The following is a 14,482-nucleotide window of genomic DNA, read 5'->3' on the forward strand; positions in this document are numbered from 1 at the left end:
GGGCTCCTTGACGATTCGGGCGGGCTACTTGTTGCGGAAGTGCGGGATGACCTTCTCGCCCCAGTGCCGGATGGTCTCCAGGCACGCCTCCTGCGGCACGGTGCCCATCTGGATCAGGCACAGGATCTCGTCGGCGCCCGCCTCCTGCAGCCGCTCCACGTAGGCGATGGCGTCCTCGGGGCTGCCGTAGGCGTGCTCGGCGTTGAAGACCGACGTCGAACCGGTCTTCACCGGGATCTTCGCCTCGTGCAGGTAGGCCACGTGCTCGTCGGCGGCCTCGCGGATGCGGGCGACCTCGTCCACGGTCGGGTCGACGGCCTCGTCGGGGACGGGCCCGGCGCCGTAGTAGTGCTTGATCGACTGGGCGAAGAAGCGCTGACCGCGCGCGCCGATCTGCTGGGCCTTCTCCCGGTCGTCCAGCACGATGGTCGGGCACAGCGCCGCGAAGTGGTCGTTGGTCACGGTCGAGACGAACCGCTCGCCGGTGCGGGCGGCGATCGCCTCGTCATAGGTGCGGCGCAGCTCGGCGATCTCCTCGGCGCCCGCGAAACCCAGTACCAGCGCGCCGATTCCGTAGTCGGCGGCGAGCTTGAGGGTATCCTTCTTGGTGCACGCCATGAACAGCGGGGGATGCGGGCGCTGCACGGGACGCGGCAGCAGCGAATGCGGGTCGATGTCCAAAAGCTCACCGTGGTACTCGAATTCGCCCTCCGGATCCTGCCAGGCCTGGCCGATCATCCGCAGCGACTCCTCGACCTCCTGGTAGGTGCGGTCGGGATCCACACCGCACATGGAGGTTTCGACGGGCGTCGCGCCGCGGCCGGCGCCGAGGTTCAAACGGCCGTTCGAGAGCACGTCCAGCATGGCGGCGCGTTCGGCCGCGCGCACCGGGTGGTTGAAGTTGAACGGCATGCACACCACGCCGTGGCCGATGCGGATGCGCTCGGTCTTGGCGGCGACCCAGGTCAGGAAGATCTCCGGGGCGCTCATGTGCGCATACCACTTCAGGCCGTGGTGTTCCACGGCCCAGACCGTGTCGAAGCCCATCTCGTCGGCCAGCACCGCCTGCTCGACGCAGTCGCGCAGCACCTGGGCCTCGTGTTCGGCGGTCGGGTTGGTCATCTGGGCCTCGAAGATCATCGAGAACTTCATCCGGGTCTCCTGGGTTGTTTCGTATCGTCGGTGCGAGTCGGTCGGCGGTGCCTAGGGGCAGCGAGTGCCGGCGGCGTTATGCCTAATCGAAATACTCCTAGCCGAATTGCAGGAGGTCAGTCACAAGTCCCGGTGGCCGGGACCGCTCGATGTCCCAGGTGTGTGGTCGGTCATAGCGTCGAGCCCAGGAGGATGGATGACACAGGAATTCGAGTTCGACGTGGTGGTGGTGGGCTCCGGCGCCGCCGGTATGACGGCGGCGCTGATCGCCGCCTATCGCGGGCTGTCGGTCACGCTCATCGAGAAGAGCCGCAGTTTCGGCGGGTCCACCGCGCGCTCGGGCGGCGCACTGTGGATTCCGAACAACCCGGTGCTGCAGCGCGCCGGCGTGCCCGACAGTCCGGAGCTGGCGCGCACGTATCTGAAAGCGGTTGTGGGCGACCGAGTTCCGGAGGTCAAGCAGCGCGCCTTCCTCGACAACGGCCCCGAGATGATGCGCTATATCGGTGCGCGCAGCAAGTACTGGGAGTTCTTCTACGACCGCGGGTATTCCGACTATCACCCGGAATTTCCCGGCGGCCTGGCGCAGGGCCGCAGCATCGAGCCGGTCGTTCTCGACGGCCGGTTGCTCGGCGGTGATCTGCACAAGATCAACCAGCCGACCATGTCGGGCCCGAAGGGAATTGCCTTCACGGCCAAGGATTTCCACGATCTGAACATGATCGCCCGCACGTGGACCGGTAAGCGGACCGCGATGCGGGTGGGCGCCCAGGCGGTGGCCAACAAGCTGCGCGGCGGCCTGCCGCTGTCGCTGGGCAAGGCCCTGGCCGCTCGGCTGTGGCTCTCGTTGCGAGACGCGGCGGTCCCGGTCTGGCTCGAGACCCCGCTGCTCGAGCTGCTCACCGAGGGTGACGCCGTGACCGGCGTGCGCGCGGAGCATCAGGGCGCGCCGGTGGTCATCAAGGCCCGGCGCGGGGTGATCCTGGCCGCCGGCGGCTTCGAGCACAACCTGGAGATGCGCAAGCAGTACATGTCCGGGCCGCAGTCCACCGACTGGACCGTGGGCGCCACCGAGAACCTCGGCGAGGGCATCGTCGCGGGCCAGAAGGCGGGCGCCGCAGTGGATCTCATGGACGATGCGTGGTGGGGCCCGTCGGTCCGCAATCCCGAGGGGCCGCCGTTCTTCTGCCTGGCCGAGCGCGCCCAGCCCGGCGGGCTCATGGTCAATCAGGCCGGCGAGCGGTTCGTGAACGAATCCGCGCCGTATGTGAATGTGGTGCACCGGATGTACGAGCAGCACAGCTCCGGAGCGGGCCACATCCCGGTGTACTTCATCATGGATCAGCAGTTCCGCGACCGGTACCTGTTCCTGGGAACCTTTCCCCGGCAGGGGATCCCGCAGAAGTATCTGGATGCGGGCATCATCAAGCGCGCCGAGACGCTCGCCGGGCTGGCAGATCAGATCGGCGTCCCGGCCGCGACGCTCGCGGCGACGGTGGAGCGGTTCAACGGATTCGCCCGCAAGGGGCGCGACGAGGACTTCGGGCGCGGCGACTCGTCCTACGACCGCTACTACGGCGACCCGACGGTACAGCCCAATCCCTGCCTGGCCCCGCTCGAACACGGCCCGTTCTACGCGGTCGAGATGGTGCCCGGGGATCTGGGCACCAAGGGCGGCCTGGTCACCGACGAGCAGGCCCGGGTGCTCGACGACGGTGGCCGCCCGATCGCGGGACTCTATGCGGCGGGCAACAATTCGGCCTCGGTAATGGGCAACGAATACGCCGGCGCCGGCGCCACGATCGGCCCCGCCATGGTCTTCGGCTACATCGCCGCCACCCATATCGCCGCGAACGCGGAATCGACCACAACCGTGGGAAGTGAGGAATGACGATGGGCAGGGTTCAGGGCAGAACGGTCATCGTGACCGGTGGTGCGCGCGGCATGGGTGCGGCCTTCGCTCGCCGTCTGGTCGCCGAGGGCGCCTCGGTGCTGATCACCGACGTGCTCGCCGACGAGGGCAAAGCGGTTGCGGCGGAACTGGGTTCGGCCGCGGAGTTCATGGCGCACGATGTCACCGACGAGGCCGCCTGGCAGGCGGTGGTGGCGTGCGCCGAGGAGGCGTTCGGACCGGTGTCGGGCCTGGTGAACAACGCGGGGATCGTGCACGTGGACCCGATCGAGAACCTGGCCGAGGCCGACTACCGCAGGGTGATCGACGTCAATCAGGTTGGGGTATTCCTCGGCATGAAATCGGTTGTGCCCTCGATGCGCCGCGCCGGTAGCGGCTCGATCGTGAACATCTCCTCGATCGGCGGCATCATCTCGTTCTCGAATATCCTGGGCTACGTGGCCTCGAAGTGGGCCGTGCGCGGCATGACCAAGGCCGCCGCACAGGAGTTCGGCCCCTTGGGAATTCGGGTCAACTCGGTGCACCCGGGCGTCGTGATCACCGAGATGACCGCGGATTCACAGCGCTCGAATTCGATGTTCCAGGATCAGCCGATCTCGCGCGCGGGCACGCCCGAGGAGCTGGCGAATCTGGTGCTGTTCCTGATTTCCGACGAGTCCGGCTACAGCACCGGCTCCGAATTCGTCGCCGACGGCGGCTACACCACCCAATAAGTTAGACAAGGACATTCGCGGTGAAGAATTTTACTGGCAAGACCGCCGTGATCACCGGCGCCGGGGCCGGAATCGGCCGGGCGCTGGCGCTGGAGCTGGCGCGGCAGGGTGCGCGGCTGGCGCTGTCCGGGCACAATCTGGACAACGTGGCCGAGACCGCCGCGCTGTGCGAGAAGGAGGGCGCCACCGCGCGTGCCTATCGGCTCGACGTGACCGACCGCGACGCCGTCTACGCCCATGCCGAGGAGGTACTCGAGGATTTCGGCACGATCAACATCGTGGTGAACAACGCGGGTGTCTCGCTGATCGCCAGCGTGGAGGAGGTCAGCTGGGAGGACTTCGAGTGGATCGTGAACATCAACTTCTGGGGCGTGGCCTACGGCACGAAAGCCTTTCTGCCGCATGTGATCGCCTCGGGTGACGGCGCGATCGTCAATGTCTCGAGCATGTTCGGCCTGGCCGCCTGCCCCACCCAGGGCTCGTACAACGCGACGAAGTTCGCCGTGCGCGGATTCACCGACGCGCTGCGCCAGGAGATGAAGATCGCCGGGCACAATGTGGTCGTCAACTGCGTGCACCCCGGCATGATCAAGACCGGGATCGCGTGGAAGGCGCACGTCGGTGGCAACCACAGCCGCGACGCCCTGGCCGCGAACTTCGACAAGCTGGCCAAGACGAGTCCCGAGAAGGCGGCGCACGCCATCCTCGACGGCATCCGCAAGGATAAGGCGAAGGTCCTGATCGGCAACGACGCGCGGATGATCGACTGGCTGCCGCGCCTGTTCGGGTCCGGCTATCAGAAGATCATCACCGCGCAGATGAAGAACGAGGTCAACAAGTAGGGGAGTAGTTCCCGGCGTGCCTGTGGATGATGCGTGCGGCCGATCGGTCGCACGCACCATCGGTATCTGCGGGAAACCTGGTGGTGTTCAGCCGGATTGATCCGGCGCCGGATATTCCGCCCGCAGGTCGGTCTTGCGCACCTTGCCCGCGACATTGCGCGGAAGGGAATCGACGAAGTAGATGTGACGAGGGATCTTGTAGCCCGCCATACGGTTTCGCGCCCAGGCGAGAATCGCCTCGGCGTCCGCGCCGGGCCCGGCCGGGACGATGAACGCCGCGCCCGCCTCGCCGAGCCGGGCATCGGGTACGCCGATCACCGCCACATCTTCGATTCCGGGATGCTCCAGGAGAATTCGCTCGATCTCGGCCGGATAGGCGTTGAAGCCGCCGACGATGAACATGTCCTTGAGCCGGTCTGTGACGTGCAGGTAGCCGCATTCGTCCAGGTAGCCCACGTCGCCGGTGTGCAGCAGGCCCTCGGGATCGATGGCTGCGGCGGTGGCGGCCGGATCGTCCAGATAGCCGTGCATGACATTCGGTCCCCGGACGGCGATCTCGCCGTTCTCTCCGATGGGCACGGGATTACCGGCCGAATCCAGGATGCGAATCTCGCTGCCGGGCAGGGTTTGCCCGACGGTGGTGGCGATCAGCTCGGCGGGCGCATCAGGCGGGCAGATCGACACCACGCCGATCGACTCCGTGAGCCCGTAGGCGGTGAACACGTGCGCGATGCCCAGCCGGTCGCGGATCCGCTCGACGAGCGTGACCGGGATCCTCGCGCCGCCGGTCCCGGCGAGGCGCACCGTCGGCAGCGCCCGATCGGCCCGGATGAGGTCGCCGAAAAGTGTGGGGGGACCGGTCAGCACGGTGATTCGATGCCGCTCGATCTGCTCGGCGACCAGGCGGGCGTCGAATCGCTCGACCGGCACCATGCACGCTGCCCGCAGCAGGCAGGCGATGATCCCCGCCTTGTAGCCGAACGTGTGCGAGAACGGATTCACCAGCAGGTACCGGTCGGCGTGCCGCAGCGTGACCGCGGTGGTCCAGTGTTCGAACACCGCGAGGGTCTGCCCCTGGGTGGCCGGGACCCCCTTGGGGGCGCCGGTCGTTCCGGAGGTGAACAGGATGTCACCGATATCGTCGGGTGTGACGGCGGCGCAGCGGAGTTCGGCCTCGGCCTCGGTGATCCGGTGGCCGGATTCGAGGAAGCCCGGCCAGGAGGCGATCGGCACGACGGTCTCGTCCTGATGCGTCGCGCCGGTGTCGGCCAGCAGCACGATCGTCTCGAGATCCGGTAGGGCGCTGCCGGATTCGGCGAGCAGGCGCGGATAGTCCGTGTCCAGGAAGCCGCGCACGGTGAAAAGCACGCGAGATCGGCTGCGCGCCAGGATGTCCGCGGCCTCCGGACCGCGCAGGCGGGTACCGACCGGCACCAGTGTGGCCCCGGCACCCAGTAGTCCGAGCGCGGTGACGATCCAGCGCGTGCTGTTCGGCGCCCAGATCGCGGCCCGATCGCCGGCGCGCAACCCGGCCGCCATCGCGGCTCGGGTCACCGCGCGCGCCGCGGCGTGGAGTTCGGCGTACGTCAGCGTGCCGTCGGGCCCGGCGATGGCCGCCGACGTCCCGTGCTCGCGGGCCCGCCGCGCCAGCACGGCCGGTATCGTCCCGTGCCCGTCGCCAACGCTCGATGCTGGTTCGGGCCGATTCATGCCCGCCATCGTGCCCCATGGAACCCGCATTTTCGGCCGAACGACGCGGTGAGTCCCGGTCACCGGGCGGATCCGGCCCCTGCCGGAGACATCCTGCTCAGCGGGATCATGGCTACTGGCTACGGGCCGCCGCGCGGCACGCTCGTGAGAGGACCCGTCCGTGCCCGAGGCCGGGAAACCGCCCACCGGTGCGGACAACGGTGGTCCCGAGATGAATTCACGACCTACGAGGAGTGCTATGACCGCGGGTGCGGAGCTGGATCGACGACCCGACGTCTCGGCGGAGGCCACCGTCGTCGGACTCGACGGCGGCTGCACCCTGTCGCGGGAGCGGATCGGTGGCAAGGCCTGGAGCGTCAACCACATGCGGTCGCTGGGACTGCCGGTGCCGCCCGCGTTCGTGCTGACCACCGAGGCGTGGGCGGAGTTCACCGCGCGCGGCGACATCGCGGACGAAATCTGGCGCGCGGTTCGCGACGGCATTGCCGCCCTCGAGCGCGGCACCGGGCGCGGGTTCGGTTCCGGCCACCGGCCGCTGCTGGTGTCGGTGCGTTCGGGCGCCGCGGTGAGCATGCCCGGGATGATGGACACCGTGCTGAATCTGGGCATCAATCCCGAGGTCGAGCAGGCGCTGGCCGCGGAGACCCGAAATCCGGTGTATGCCAGGGACACTCATGACCGGTTCGTGGCGCAGTACCGCGAGACCGTGCTCGGCGATGCGGCCGGTGAGGTGCCACGGGATCCGTGGCAGCAACTGCGTGGGGCGATCACCGCGGTGTTCCGGTCGTGGGATTCCGCGCGGGCCAAGACCTATCGGCGCGCGCGCGGTGTGCCCGACACGCTCGGCACGGCGGTGACCGTGCAGGCCATGGTGTTCGGCAATCTGGACGACGATTCGGGCACCGGGGTGCTGTTCAGCCGCAACCCGAATACCGGTGACGGCCCGGCCTTCGGCGAATGGCTCGTCGGCGGGCAGGGCGAGGATGTCGTCTCGGGCCGTACCACGCCGCGGCCGCTGGACGAGCTGGCCGCCGCCCAACCGGCGGTGCACCGGCAGCTGATTGCCGCGGCCGAACTCCTCGAACGCGACGGCCGCGATATCCAGGACATCGAATTCACCGTGGAATCCGGCGCGCTCTGGCTGCTGCAGTCGCGCGTGGCGAAGCGTTCGGCGCGCGCGGCCGTCCGTGCCGCGGTGGCCATGGTGCAGGAGAGACTGATCGATACGGCGACGGGCCTGGGCCGTGTGACCGCCGATCAGGTGCGGGCGGTGCTGCTCCCGACCTCGGGAGACGACACTGGGCACGAGGCCCTGGCCCACGGCGAATCGGCCTGTCCGGGACTGGTTTCGGGCATTGTGGTCACCGATCCGGCCGAGGCCGAGCGGTGTGCCGAGGCGGGCGCCGACGTGATTCTGGTGCGCCGCACCACCAGTCCCGACGATCTCCACGGCATGATCGCCGCGCGGGCCGTGGTCACCGAACTGGGCGGCGCGACATCGCATGCGGCGCTGGTGAGCCGCGAGCTCGGGCGGCCGTGCGTGGTCGGGTGCGGCGACGGCGTCGTCGCGGCGCTGGCCGGGCGGACGGTGACGGTCGACGGCGGAGCCGGGGTGGTGTGGGACGGCGAGGTGGTCGGCACCGCCGTCGACGCGGGGACCGTCGAGGATATCGGCACGCTGGCCGGGTGGGCCGGTGTCGCGCCGGACCTGTTGGCCGACCGGCTCGCCGACACGGAAACGAAAGCCGCTGCGGCGGAGCCGAAGACGGAGCAGATCTCCGAGCTGGCGCTGCTACGCCTGATCGGGGTGAAGGGGCGCGTGCGCGCCGAGGCGGCCGCGGCCAGCCTGGGCGGCGCCCAGGACGAGCTGACCGCTCGCCTCGAGGATCTTGCCGGTCGCGCGCTCTGCGTCGCGACTCCCGCCGGAGTCCGGCTCACCCCCGAGGGTCGTACCGAGCTGGAAATTCAGCTGGCGCAGGAACGTTCGGCCCTGGACCCGGTCGCGCTCGAGGCGGCGTACGACGACTTCTGTGCATTCAACGCGGAGCTGAAGACGATCGTGACGCAATGGCAGATGCGGGACCCGGCCACGGTGAACGATCACAGTGACGCCGAATACGATGCGGGCGTGCTGCTTCGGCTCACCGACCTGCACGAGCGGGTGCGCCCGCTGGGGTCGTGGCTGGGTGCGATCACGCCCCGACTGGCGCGATACCTGACCCGGCTGGATCTGGCCGTACAGCGCATCGGCGAGGGCGACCACGCCTGGGTGGCGCGCCCGATCATGGACAGCTATCACACGGTGTGGTTCGAACTACACGAGGATCTGATCGGACTGTGCGGGCTGACCCGGTCCGAGGAGGCGGAGGCCGGGCGTGCCCAGTAAAGCCACGAGGTGGGTCGATTTCGCCGAGATCGACAACGTGCGGGACCTGGGCGGACTGCCCGTAACCGGCGGCGGCAGTACGCGTTTCGGTGTCGCCTATCGATCCAGCACCCTGCAGCATGCCACCGAATCCGATCGCCGGCTGCTGCTGGGGCAGGTGGGCGTGCAGACGGTGATCGATCTGCGGCTGCCCGACGAGGTCGAGCGTGAGGGCTACGGGTCGATGACCGGCGCTCCGGTGCAGGTGGTGAATCTGCCGATCCGCAAGTCCGCCCAATCATCCTTGGCTGCAAGGGATCTAGTTCCGGACAAATCCCGGGTGGATCTCGTGCAGCTGTACGGTCAGCTGCTGGCCGGTAGTCCCGCCGAAATCCTCGCCGCGGTGCGCGTGATCGCCGATCCTGGTCGGCGCGCGGTCGTATTCCATTGCGCCGCGGGCAAGGATCGCACGGGTGTGCTCGCGGCGGTTCTGCTCGACGCGGTCGGCGTGCCGGCCGAGGCCATTGCCGCGGACTATGCGCTGACCAACGAGCGAATCCAGCGGGTGCGCGACCGGCTGGACGCGCTGCCCTCGTATCAGGGCCTGCCCGCGGCGAATACGGGAATCCTCGCCGTCGAGGACAAGGTGATGCTGCGCTTCCTGGAGAACCTGCACGCCGATCACGGCGGGGCCGCGGCGTGGCTACTGGCGCAGGGACTCTCCGAGAGCGAGCTCGATGCGCTGCGGGAGGCGCTGATCGTCGCGTAACGCGGCGAATGTCCACGGGCTCAGCGTGTCGGGGTGTGCGCGAGGGCCCGAGACGGCACCGTAGGCGGTATGCAGGTCACAGCGGGCTCCTTCCGGCTCCTCTACGATCCGAGCGAGGGCCGCGAACAGCGCTGGTACATCAACGATCACACCCTGATACGCGACGAGTCCGGGCGCTGGCATCTGTTCGGGATCACCCATCCCGAGCCCGCGGACCCCTGGGACGAGACCGAATTCGCGCACGCCGGCGCCGATACGCTGCTCGGGCCGTGGACCGGGCGGCCGCCCGCGTTGCGGGTGGATCGCGACTACGGGGAGACCCACCTGTGGGCGCCGTACGTAATCTACGACGGCGCACGGTATTTCATGTACTACGACGGCGGCGGCGAGGATCGCACGGGGACCGCGATGAACCTGGCGATCTCCACCGATCTGCGGACCTGGACCAGGCATCCGGAGGGTCCACAGTTCCGCGACGGTTACGACGCCCGCGATCCGATGGTGCTGCGCATCGGGGACCGCTGGGTCATGTACTACTGCGCCACCAGCGACCCCGCCGGCGGCAACCATGTGGTCGCCTACCGGACCAGCATCGACCTCGTGCACTGGAGTGAGCGTGCGATCGCGTACACCGATCCCGCGACCGGCACCGGCGCCGGTCCGACGGAATCGCCGTTCGTGGTGCGCCACAACGATTCCTGGTATCTGTTCATCGGTCCGCGCCCGGACTATGTCGGCACCGATGTCTTCCGCAGCGATGATCCGCTGCACTTCCGGCCCGAGGATCGCGTGGGCCACATCCACGCGCACGCCGCGGAGATCCTGCAGGACGATGGCACGTGGTGGATCACCAGTGCGGGCTGGGGACAGGGCGGGGTCCACATCGCGCCGTTGCACTTTCCGGACCGCGCCTGATCGACCGGTTCCAGCGAACGATGTGCCGGAATGCCGCGTGCCGATTGCACAGGAATTCACTCGCAGGCGAGCGCCGCTGTGTCCGCAATCCGATACGGCCGCCGGTCGGCACGACCGGAGTTGGCTATAGTCGAGACGTATTGATGCTGGTGAGCGATATCGGATAGGTGTTCGAATTGGTCAGCAGCCACCCGCGACGATGACGCGGCCCGGAATTCGTGGAAGAATCCGGCTGTACGGGCGAGTTCGATTTCGAGAGCCGGGAGGGCCGCATGCCGACACAACCGCTGACGCAGCAGACCTTTCAGCCCACCATTGCCAAGGGTGGCATCGTGCTCGTCGATTTCTGGGCGACCTGGTGCGGCTGGTGCACCAAATTCGCGCCGGTGTACGAGGAGTCCTCGCGGATGCATCCGGACATCCTGCACGCCACCGTCGACGCCGATGCCGAACAGCAGCTGTCGGCCACCGCGCAGATCCAGAGCCTGCCCACGCTCCTGGCCTTCCGGGAGGGTCTGCCGGTCTACTCCTCGCCCGGCTTCAAGAACGCCGGGCAGCTCGAGGAGATCGTCCAGGAAATCATGTGGCTGAACATGGACGATGTCCGGCGCGAGCTGACCGCCATGCACCCCGAGCTCGCACAGGTCACCAATGCTCCGAAGCAGCAGGCCGCGGTTGTCGTGCGCGGCGCGGGGATTGCGGCCGGGCCCCTGCGCTACGGCTGGCCCGGGCTCGTCGCCCGCTGAGTTTCACACACAACTGTGGCGCATCCGAGGATTTACGGATGCGCCACAGTCGAATTCGGTTCAGGCGGTACGCGCCTCGGGCCGGTACGCCAGCCCGGCGCCCGCCGCGAGCAGCCCGACGACCATCATGAACGCCCAGCCTGTGCGGTAGTCGTTCAGCCCGGGCACCGCGGTGCGGGCCAGGATGGCGGTCAGAATCGCCACGCCCAGTGCGGAACTGGTCTGCCGCGCCATCATCAGCGTGCCCGAGCCCAGCGATAGCTGGTCCGCGGGCAGCAGCGCCGAGGCGCCGAAGAGCGGCGGCTGCAGCAGGGCGGTGCTCGCCCCGGCCAGGATCGCGCCGGGCAGGAACTCCACCGGGTACGAGGTGGAGAATCCGGAGGTTGCGATCCACCAGGCCACGCCCGCGGCAATGGTCGCGCCGCCCAGGGCGGCCGAGGCGCGGGCGCCGATGCGGGCCACGATGCGCCCCGACAGCGGCGACAGCAGCAGGCAGGCGATCGGGATGGGCGCGATGCCCAGGCTGGCGTTCAGCTGCGAATAGTGCCACCGCTCGCTCAGGAACAGCGTCCCCGACAGGATCAGCGCCGCGAAACCCAGGTAGTAGCTGAACACTCCGGCGGTGGCGATGCGGAACGGCTTGTGCCGCAGGATGACCGGGCTCACCACCGGATCCGGGTGCCGCCGCACGTGCCAGGCGAACACGGCGCCGAGGGCCACCGCCGCGACCAGCATGCCCGCCGTGGCGGGGGAGGTGTACCCCCAGGTGGCGGCCTGCACGAAGACGGTGGTCAGTGCCGCGGTCGCGCCCAGGATCAGCGCGGCTCCGAGCAGATCCAGGCGCCGCTTGGCCTGCTGGCGGATATCGGGCAGCACTCGCAGCCCGAATGCGAAGGCCGCCACCGTGAACGGGACGTTCAGCAGGAAGATCCAGCGCCACCCGGCCTGCAGCAGCAGCCCGCCGATGACCGGTCCGCTGCCCGCTCCGGCGGCGGCGATCGCGGTCCAGATTCCCATCACCGTCGCGTGTTCGCGACTGTCGAACACGGGCAGCACCAGTCCCAGTCCGGTCGGCACCAGCAGTGCCGCGGCCACCGCCTGCGCGATGCGGGCCGCGATCAGCAGGCCCAGGCTCGGTGCGGCGGCGCACGCGATCGACGCCAGCCCGAAAAGCGCTATGCCGATGAGGAATCCGCGCTTGCGGCCGGTGTCGTCGGCGAGGCGGCCCGCGGGGACCAGCAGCGCGGCCATCACGATCGTGTAGGCATTGAGCACCCAGGAGACCGTGCCGGCTCCGGCATGGCCGAACGAGGCCTGCAGTGTCGGGAAGGCCACCGTGACCGCGAACAGATCCAGGATGGCCAGGTACTGGGCGACGGCGGCCACGGCCAGGACCCGCCATCGCCGCGGCGACCCGGTGACCGGTGGGGACTGTGGCGTCTTGACGCTGGCGGTAACTGTCATGGGTGCAACTATTCCGCCATAGAATCTCGGCGAGAAGTGTCAGAAACGACAACATACGCTAGATTACTGACATGACCGAGAATCGCGCCGGAACCATTGCGATCGCCGTCGCCCCCGGGCAGCCCATCTTCGAGGTGGCCATTCCGTATCAGGTGTTCTTCGAGCCGCCCCCGGGCGTGGACGCCGCGGGCTGGTACGACCTGCGACTGTGTGGGCCGCGCGGCACACGCCATGCGACACTGCGGGATCCGTTCGTGACGCTCACCGATTACGACTACGACGATCTGATCGCCGCCGAGACCGTCATCGTGCCGGCCACTCCCGATGTGCGGCAGGACCCTCCGGCGGATCTGGTGGAGGCCGTGCGCGCGGCGTACGAGGCGGGGGCGCGGGTGGTGGCGCTGTGCTCGGGCGCGTTCGTGCTCGCCGCGGCCGGGCTGCTGGAGGGGCACCGCATGACCACGCACTGGAAACACGTTGCCGCGCTGCTGGATCGGTTTCCCCGGCTGGACGTCGACTCGTCGGTGCTCTACATCGACGACGGCCGGATCCTGACCAGCGCGGGCACGATGGCCGGCATGGATCTGTGTATCCACCTGATCCGCAAGGATCTCGGCGCCCAGGTCGCCAACGCCGTGGCCCGCAGCATGGTGGTGCCGCCCCACCGCGCGGGCGGGCAGGCACAGTATGTGCCCTCGCCGGTGCCGCTCGCCGCCGCGGCCGATTCCGGGCTCACCGCCACCCTGCAATGGGCGCTGGAGCGCCTCGAAAGTCCGCTGACCGTAGGCGATCTCGCCAAGCGGGCCGGGCTCGGCGAGCGGACGCTGGCGCGGCGCTTCCACGCCGAACTCGGCGCCACCCCGCTGCAGTGGCTGCTCACTCAGCGCCTCATTCGCGCCCGGGAACTGCTGGAGGCCACCGATCTCGGGGTCGACATCGTCGCCGAGCGCTGCGGCCTGGGCAGCGCCGCCAATCTACGCGCCCATTTCGGCCGCGAGGTCGGCGTCTCACCGAGCGAGTATCGCCGCTCGTATCGGTCCGGCAGGCACGAGGTCGTCACGACCTGAATTGTCGCTACGACCTGAATTGCGGTGTGGCGCAAGCACACCGGTCAGAACGCGGTCCGCTCGAGCCAGGTGGTGAGGACCTTCGGATCGCCGGACACCGTCAGTGCCGGGTGGTCGGCCGGGATGCGGCGCAACAGCAACAGGTACAGATCGGTGGCCGTACCCGCGACGGTGACCGAGGCCGCGTGCTGTTCGGTGGTCCACGCGATCCCGTCCCCCGCACGGTGGACGAACCATCCGCCGTGGCCGTCGGTGGAGTGCAGCGCGAGCGTTCCCTCGTCCAGCGGGTGGGTGAACCGCGCGATGTCCGGCTGTGCCGAGGCGCCCTCGATGATGCTCAGCAGTTCGGAGAGGCCGTCGGCGCCCAGCGCGCCCTCGAGGTCCACCGTGCGGTCCAGGGCCAGCAGTGCGTCCGCGCGATGCCCGGTCACCTCGTGCAACCGCCGGCGCACCCACCACTCGGCCGGGCGCGGGCCCCCGAACGGCGTCCACACCGGCGCGTCGGGGCCGGTGGCGTCGACCGCCTCGATGACCGCCCGCGCGCCCTCACGCAGCCACCGGGCGGCCTCCTGGACCTCGTGTGGGCGGCGGATACCGGGCACCTCGGCGAAGTCCAGGCGCTCGGTGGCGCGATCGGTCACCATCGCGGCGGCCCACCGGTGCCCGCCCCCGACGTGGGCCACCAGATTGGCCAGCGACCAGCCCGGGCACGCCGGAATCGGGGTGGCCGGGTCGGTCGACAGGTAGAGCTCGGCGAGCCGGTCGTTCTCGGCCAGCAGCGCGCCGCGCACCGCGGACGTGTCGAGTGTGGTCACGAATTCGACCGT

12 protein-coding genes are annotated in these 14,482 nt (G+C 69.0%); 8 read left to right on the forward strand and 4 right to left on the reverse strand.

Annotation, left to right across the window (positions count from 1 at the left end; translation table 11 throughout):
* Positions 1–24 precede the first annotated feature (24 nt).
* Positions 25–1,152 carry an LLM class flavin-dependent oxidoreductase gene (locus tag ABH933_RS28075; protein ID WP_215917704.1) on the reverse strand — a complete coding sequence of 376 codons (1,128 nt, stop codon included), beginning with the start codon at positions 1,150–1,152 and terminating at the stop codon, positions 25–27.
* 196 nt (positions 1,153–1,348) lie between these two features.
* On the opposite strand from ABH933_RS28075, the gene kstD reads away from it, so the two are divergent.
* Genes kstD through ABH933_RS28090 form a run of 3 tightly spaced genes read left to right on the forward strand, consistent with a single transcriptional unit; the run spans position 1,349 to position 4,619 of the window.
* Positions 1,349–3,043, forward strand: coding sequence for a 3-oxosteroid 1-dehydrogenase (kstD, locus tag ABH933_RS28080; RefSeq protein ID WP_429413038.1), 1,695 nt, complete (start codon positions 1,349–1,351; stop codon positions 3,041–3,043).
* Positions 3,044–3,045: 2 nt separating this feature from the next.
* Positions 3,046–3,777, forward strand: coding sequence for a glucose 1-dehydrogenase (locus ABH933_RS28085; RefSeq protein WP_429413040.1), 732 nt, complete (start codon positions 3,046–3,048; stop codon positions 3,775–3,777).
* A gap of 20 nt (positions 3,778–3,797) precedes the next feature.
* On the forward strand, positions 3,798–4,619 hold the full coding sequence (locus ABH933_RS28090) for an SDR family NAD(P)-dependent oxidoreductase (protein WP_429413042.1): 822 nt from the start codon (positions 3,798–3,800) through the stop codon (positions 4,617–4,619).
* Positions 4,620–4,706: 87 nt separating this feature from the next.
* Here ABH933_RS28090 and ABH933_RS28095 read toward each other — a convergent pair whose 3' ends face one another.
* Complete coding sequence (locus tag ABH933_RS28095; protein ID WP_429413044.1) at positions 4,707–6,329, reverse strand: AMP-binding protein; 1,623 nt, start codon at positions 6,327–6,329, stop codon at positions 4,707–4,709.
* A gap of 238 nt (positions 6,330–6,567) precedes the next feature.
* Here ABH933_RS28095 and ABH933_RS28100 point away from each other — a divergent pair, with 238 nt between their 5' ends.
* The 4 genes from ABH933_RS28100 to ABH933_RS28115 all read left to right on the forward strand — a co-directional run bounded on the left by ABH933_RS28100 (position 6,568) and on the right by ABH933_RS28115 (position 11,124).
* Positions 6,568–8,715: a pyruvate, phosphate dikinase gene (locus ABH933_RS28100; protein WP_429413046.1), complete on the forward strand. Its 2,148-nt coding sequence runs from the start codon at positions 6,568–6,570 to the stop codon at positions 8,713–8,715.
* On the forward strand, positions 8,705–9,463 hold the full coding sequence (locus ABH933_RS28105) for a tyrosine-protein phosphatase (RefSeq protein ID WP_429413048.1): 759 nt from the start codon (positions 8,705–8,707) through the stop codon (positions 9,461–9,463). Before ABH933_RS28100 ends, ABH933_RS28105 begins: the two co-directional genes overlap by 11 nt.
* A 69-nt stretch (positions 9,464–9,532) precedes the next feature.
* Complete coding sequence (locus ABH933_RS28110; protein ID WP_429413050.1) at positions 9,533–10,378, forward strand: glycosyl hydrolase family 32; 846 nt, start codon at positions 9,533–9,535, stop codon at positions 10,376–10,378.
* 272 nt (positions 10,379–10,650) lie between these two features.
* Positions 10,651–11,124, forward strand: a complete 474-nt coding sequence (locus tag ABH933_RS28115; protein ID WP_215917712.1) for a thioredoxin family protein — start codon at positions 10,651–10,653, stop codon at positions 11,122–11,124.
* 60 nt (positions 11,125–11,184) lie between these two features.
* On the opposite strand, the gene ABH933_RS28120 is transcribed toward ABH933_RS28115, so the two are convergent.
* Positions 11,185–12,588 (reverse strand): MFS transporter, encoded by a 1,404-nt coding sequence (locus ABH933_RS28120; RefSeq protein WP_429413052.1) that lies wholly within the window; start codon positions 12,586–12,588, stop codon positions 11,185–11,187.
* Between the two features lie 71 nt (positions 12,589–12,659).
* On the opposite strand from ABH933_RS28120, the gene ABH933_RS28125 reads away from it, so the two are divergent.
* Entirely contained in the window at positions 12,660–13,655 is a 996-nt protein-coding gene (locus ABH933_RS28125; RefSeq protein ID WP_429413054.1) for a GlxA family transcriptional regulator, read from the forward strand.
* 44 nt (positions 13,656–13,699) lie between these two features.
* Here the strand turns inward: ABH933_RS28125 and ABH933_RS28130 are convergent, their stop codons facing one another.
* Complete coding sequence (locus tag ABH933_RS28130) at positions 13,700–14,470, reverse strand: maleylpyruvate isomerase family mycothiol-dependent enzyme (RefSeq protein ID WP_429413056.1); 771 nt, start codon at positions 14,468–14,470, stop codon at positions 13,700–13,702.
* Positions 14,471–14,482: the final 12 nt, after the last annotated feature.

Source organism: Nocardia sp. GP40 (assembly GCF_050434125.1).
Taxonomy (GTDB): domain Bacteria; phylum Actinomycetota; class Actinomycetes; order Mycobacteriales; family Mycobacteriaceae; genus Nocardia; species Nocardia albiluteola.

Bases quoted from the DNA above. Each gene is read 5' to 3' on its own strand.
- ABH933_RS28075 (WP_215917704.1), bottom strand. From the start codon at position 1,152: ATGAAGTTCTCGATGATCTTCGAGGCCCAGATGACCAACCCGACCGCC.
- kstD (WP_429413038.1), top strand. From the start codon at position 1,349: ATGACACAGGAATTCGAGTTCGACGTGGTGGTGGTGGGCTCCGGCGCC.
- ABH933_RS28085 (WP_429413040.1), top strand. From the start codon at position 3,046: ATGGGCAGGGTTCAGGGCAGAACGGTCATCGTGACCGGTGGTGCGCGC.
- ABH933_RS28095 (WP_429413044.1), bottom strand. From the start codon at position 6,329: ATGAATCGGCCCGAACCAGCATCGAGCGTTGGCGACGGGCACGGGACG.
- ABH933_RS28100 (WP_429413046.1), top strand. From the start codon at position 6,568: ATGACCGCGGGTGCGGAGCTGGATCGACGACCCGACGTCTCGGCGGAG.
- ABH933_RS28110 (WP_429413050.1), top strand. From the start codon at position 9,533: ATGCAGGTCACAGCGGGCTCCTTCCGGCTCCTCTACGATCCGAGCGAG.
- ABH933_RS28115 (WP_215917712.1), top strand. From the start codon at position 10,651: ATGCCGACACAACCGCTGACGCAGCAGACCTTTCAGCCCACCATTGCC.
- ABH933_RS28120 (WP_429413052.1), bottom strand. From the start codon at position 12,588: ATGACAGTTACCGCCAGCGTCAAGACGCCACAGTCCCCACCGGTCACC.
- ABH933_RS28125 (WP_429413054.1), top strand. From the start codon at position 12,660: ATGACCGAGAATCGCGCCGGAACCATTGCGATCGCCGTCGCCCCCGGG.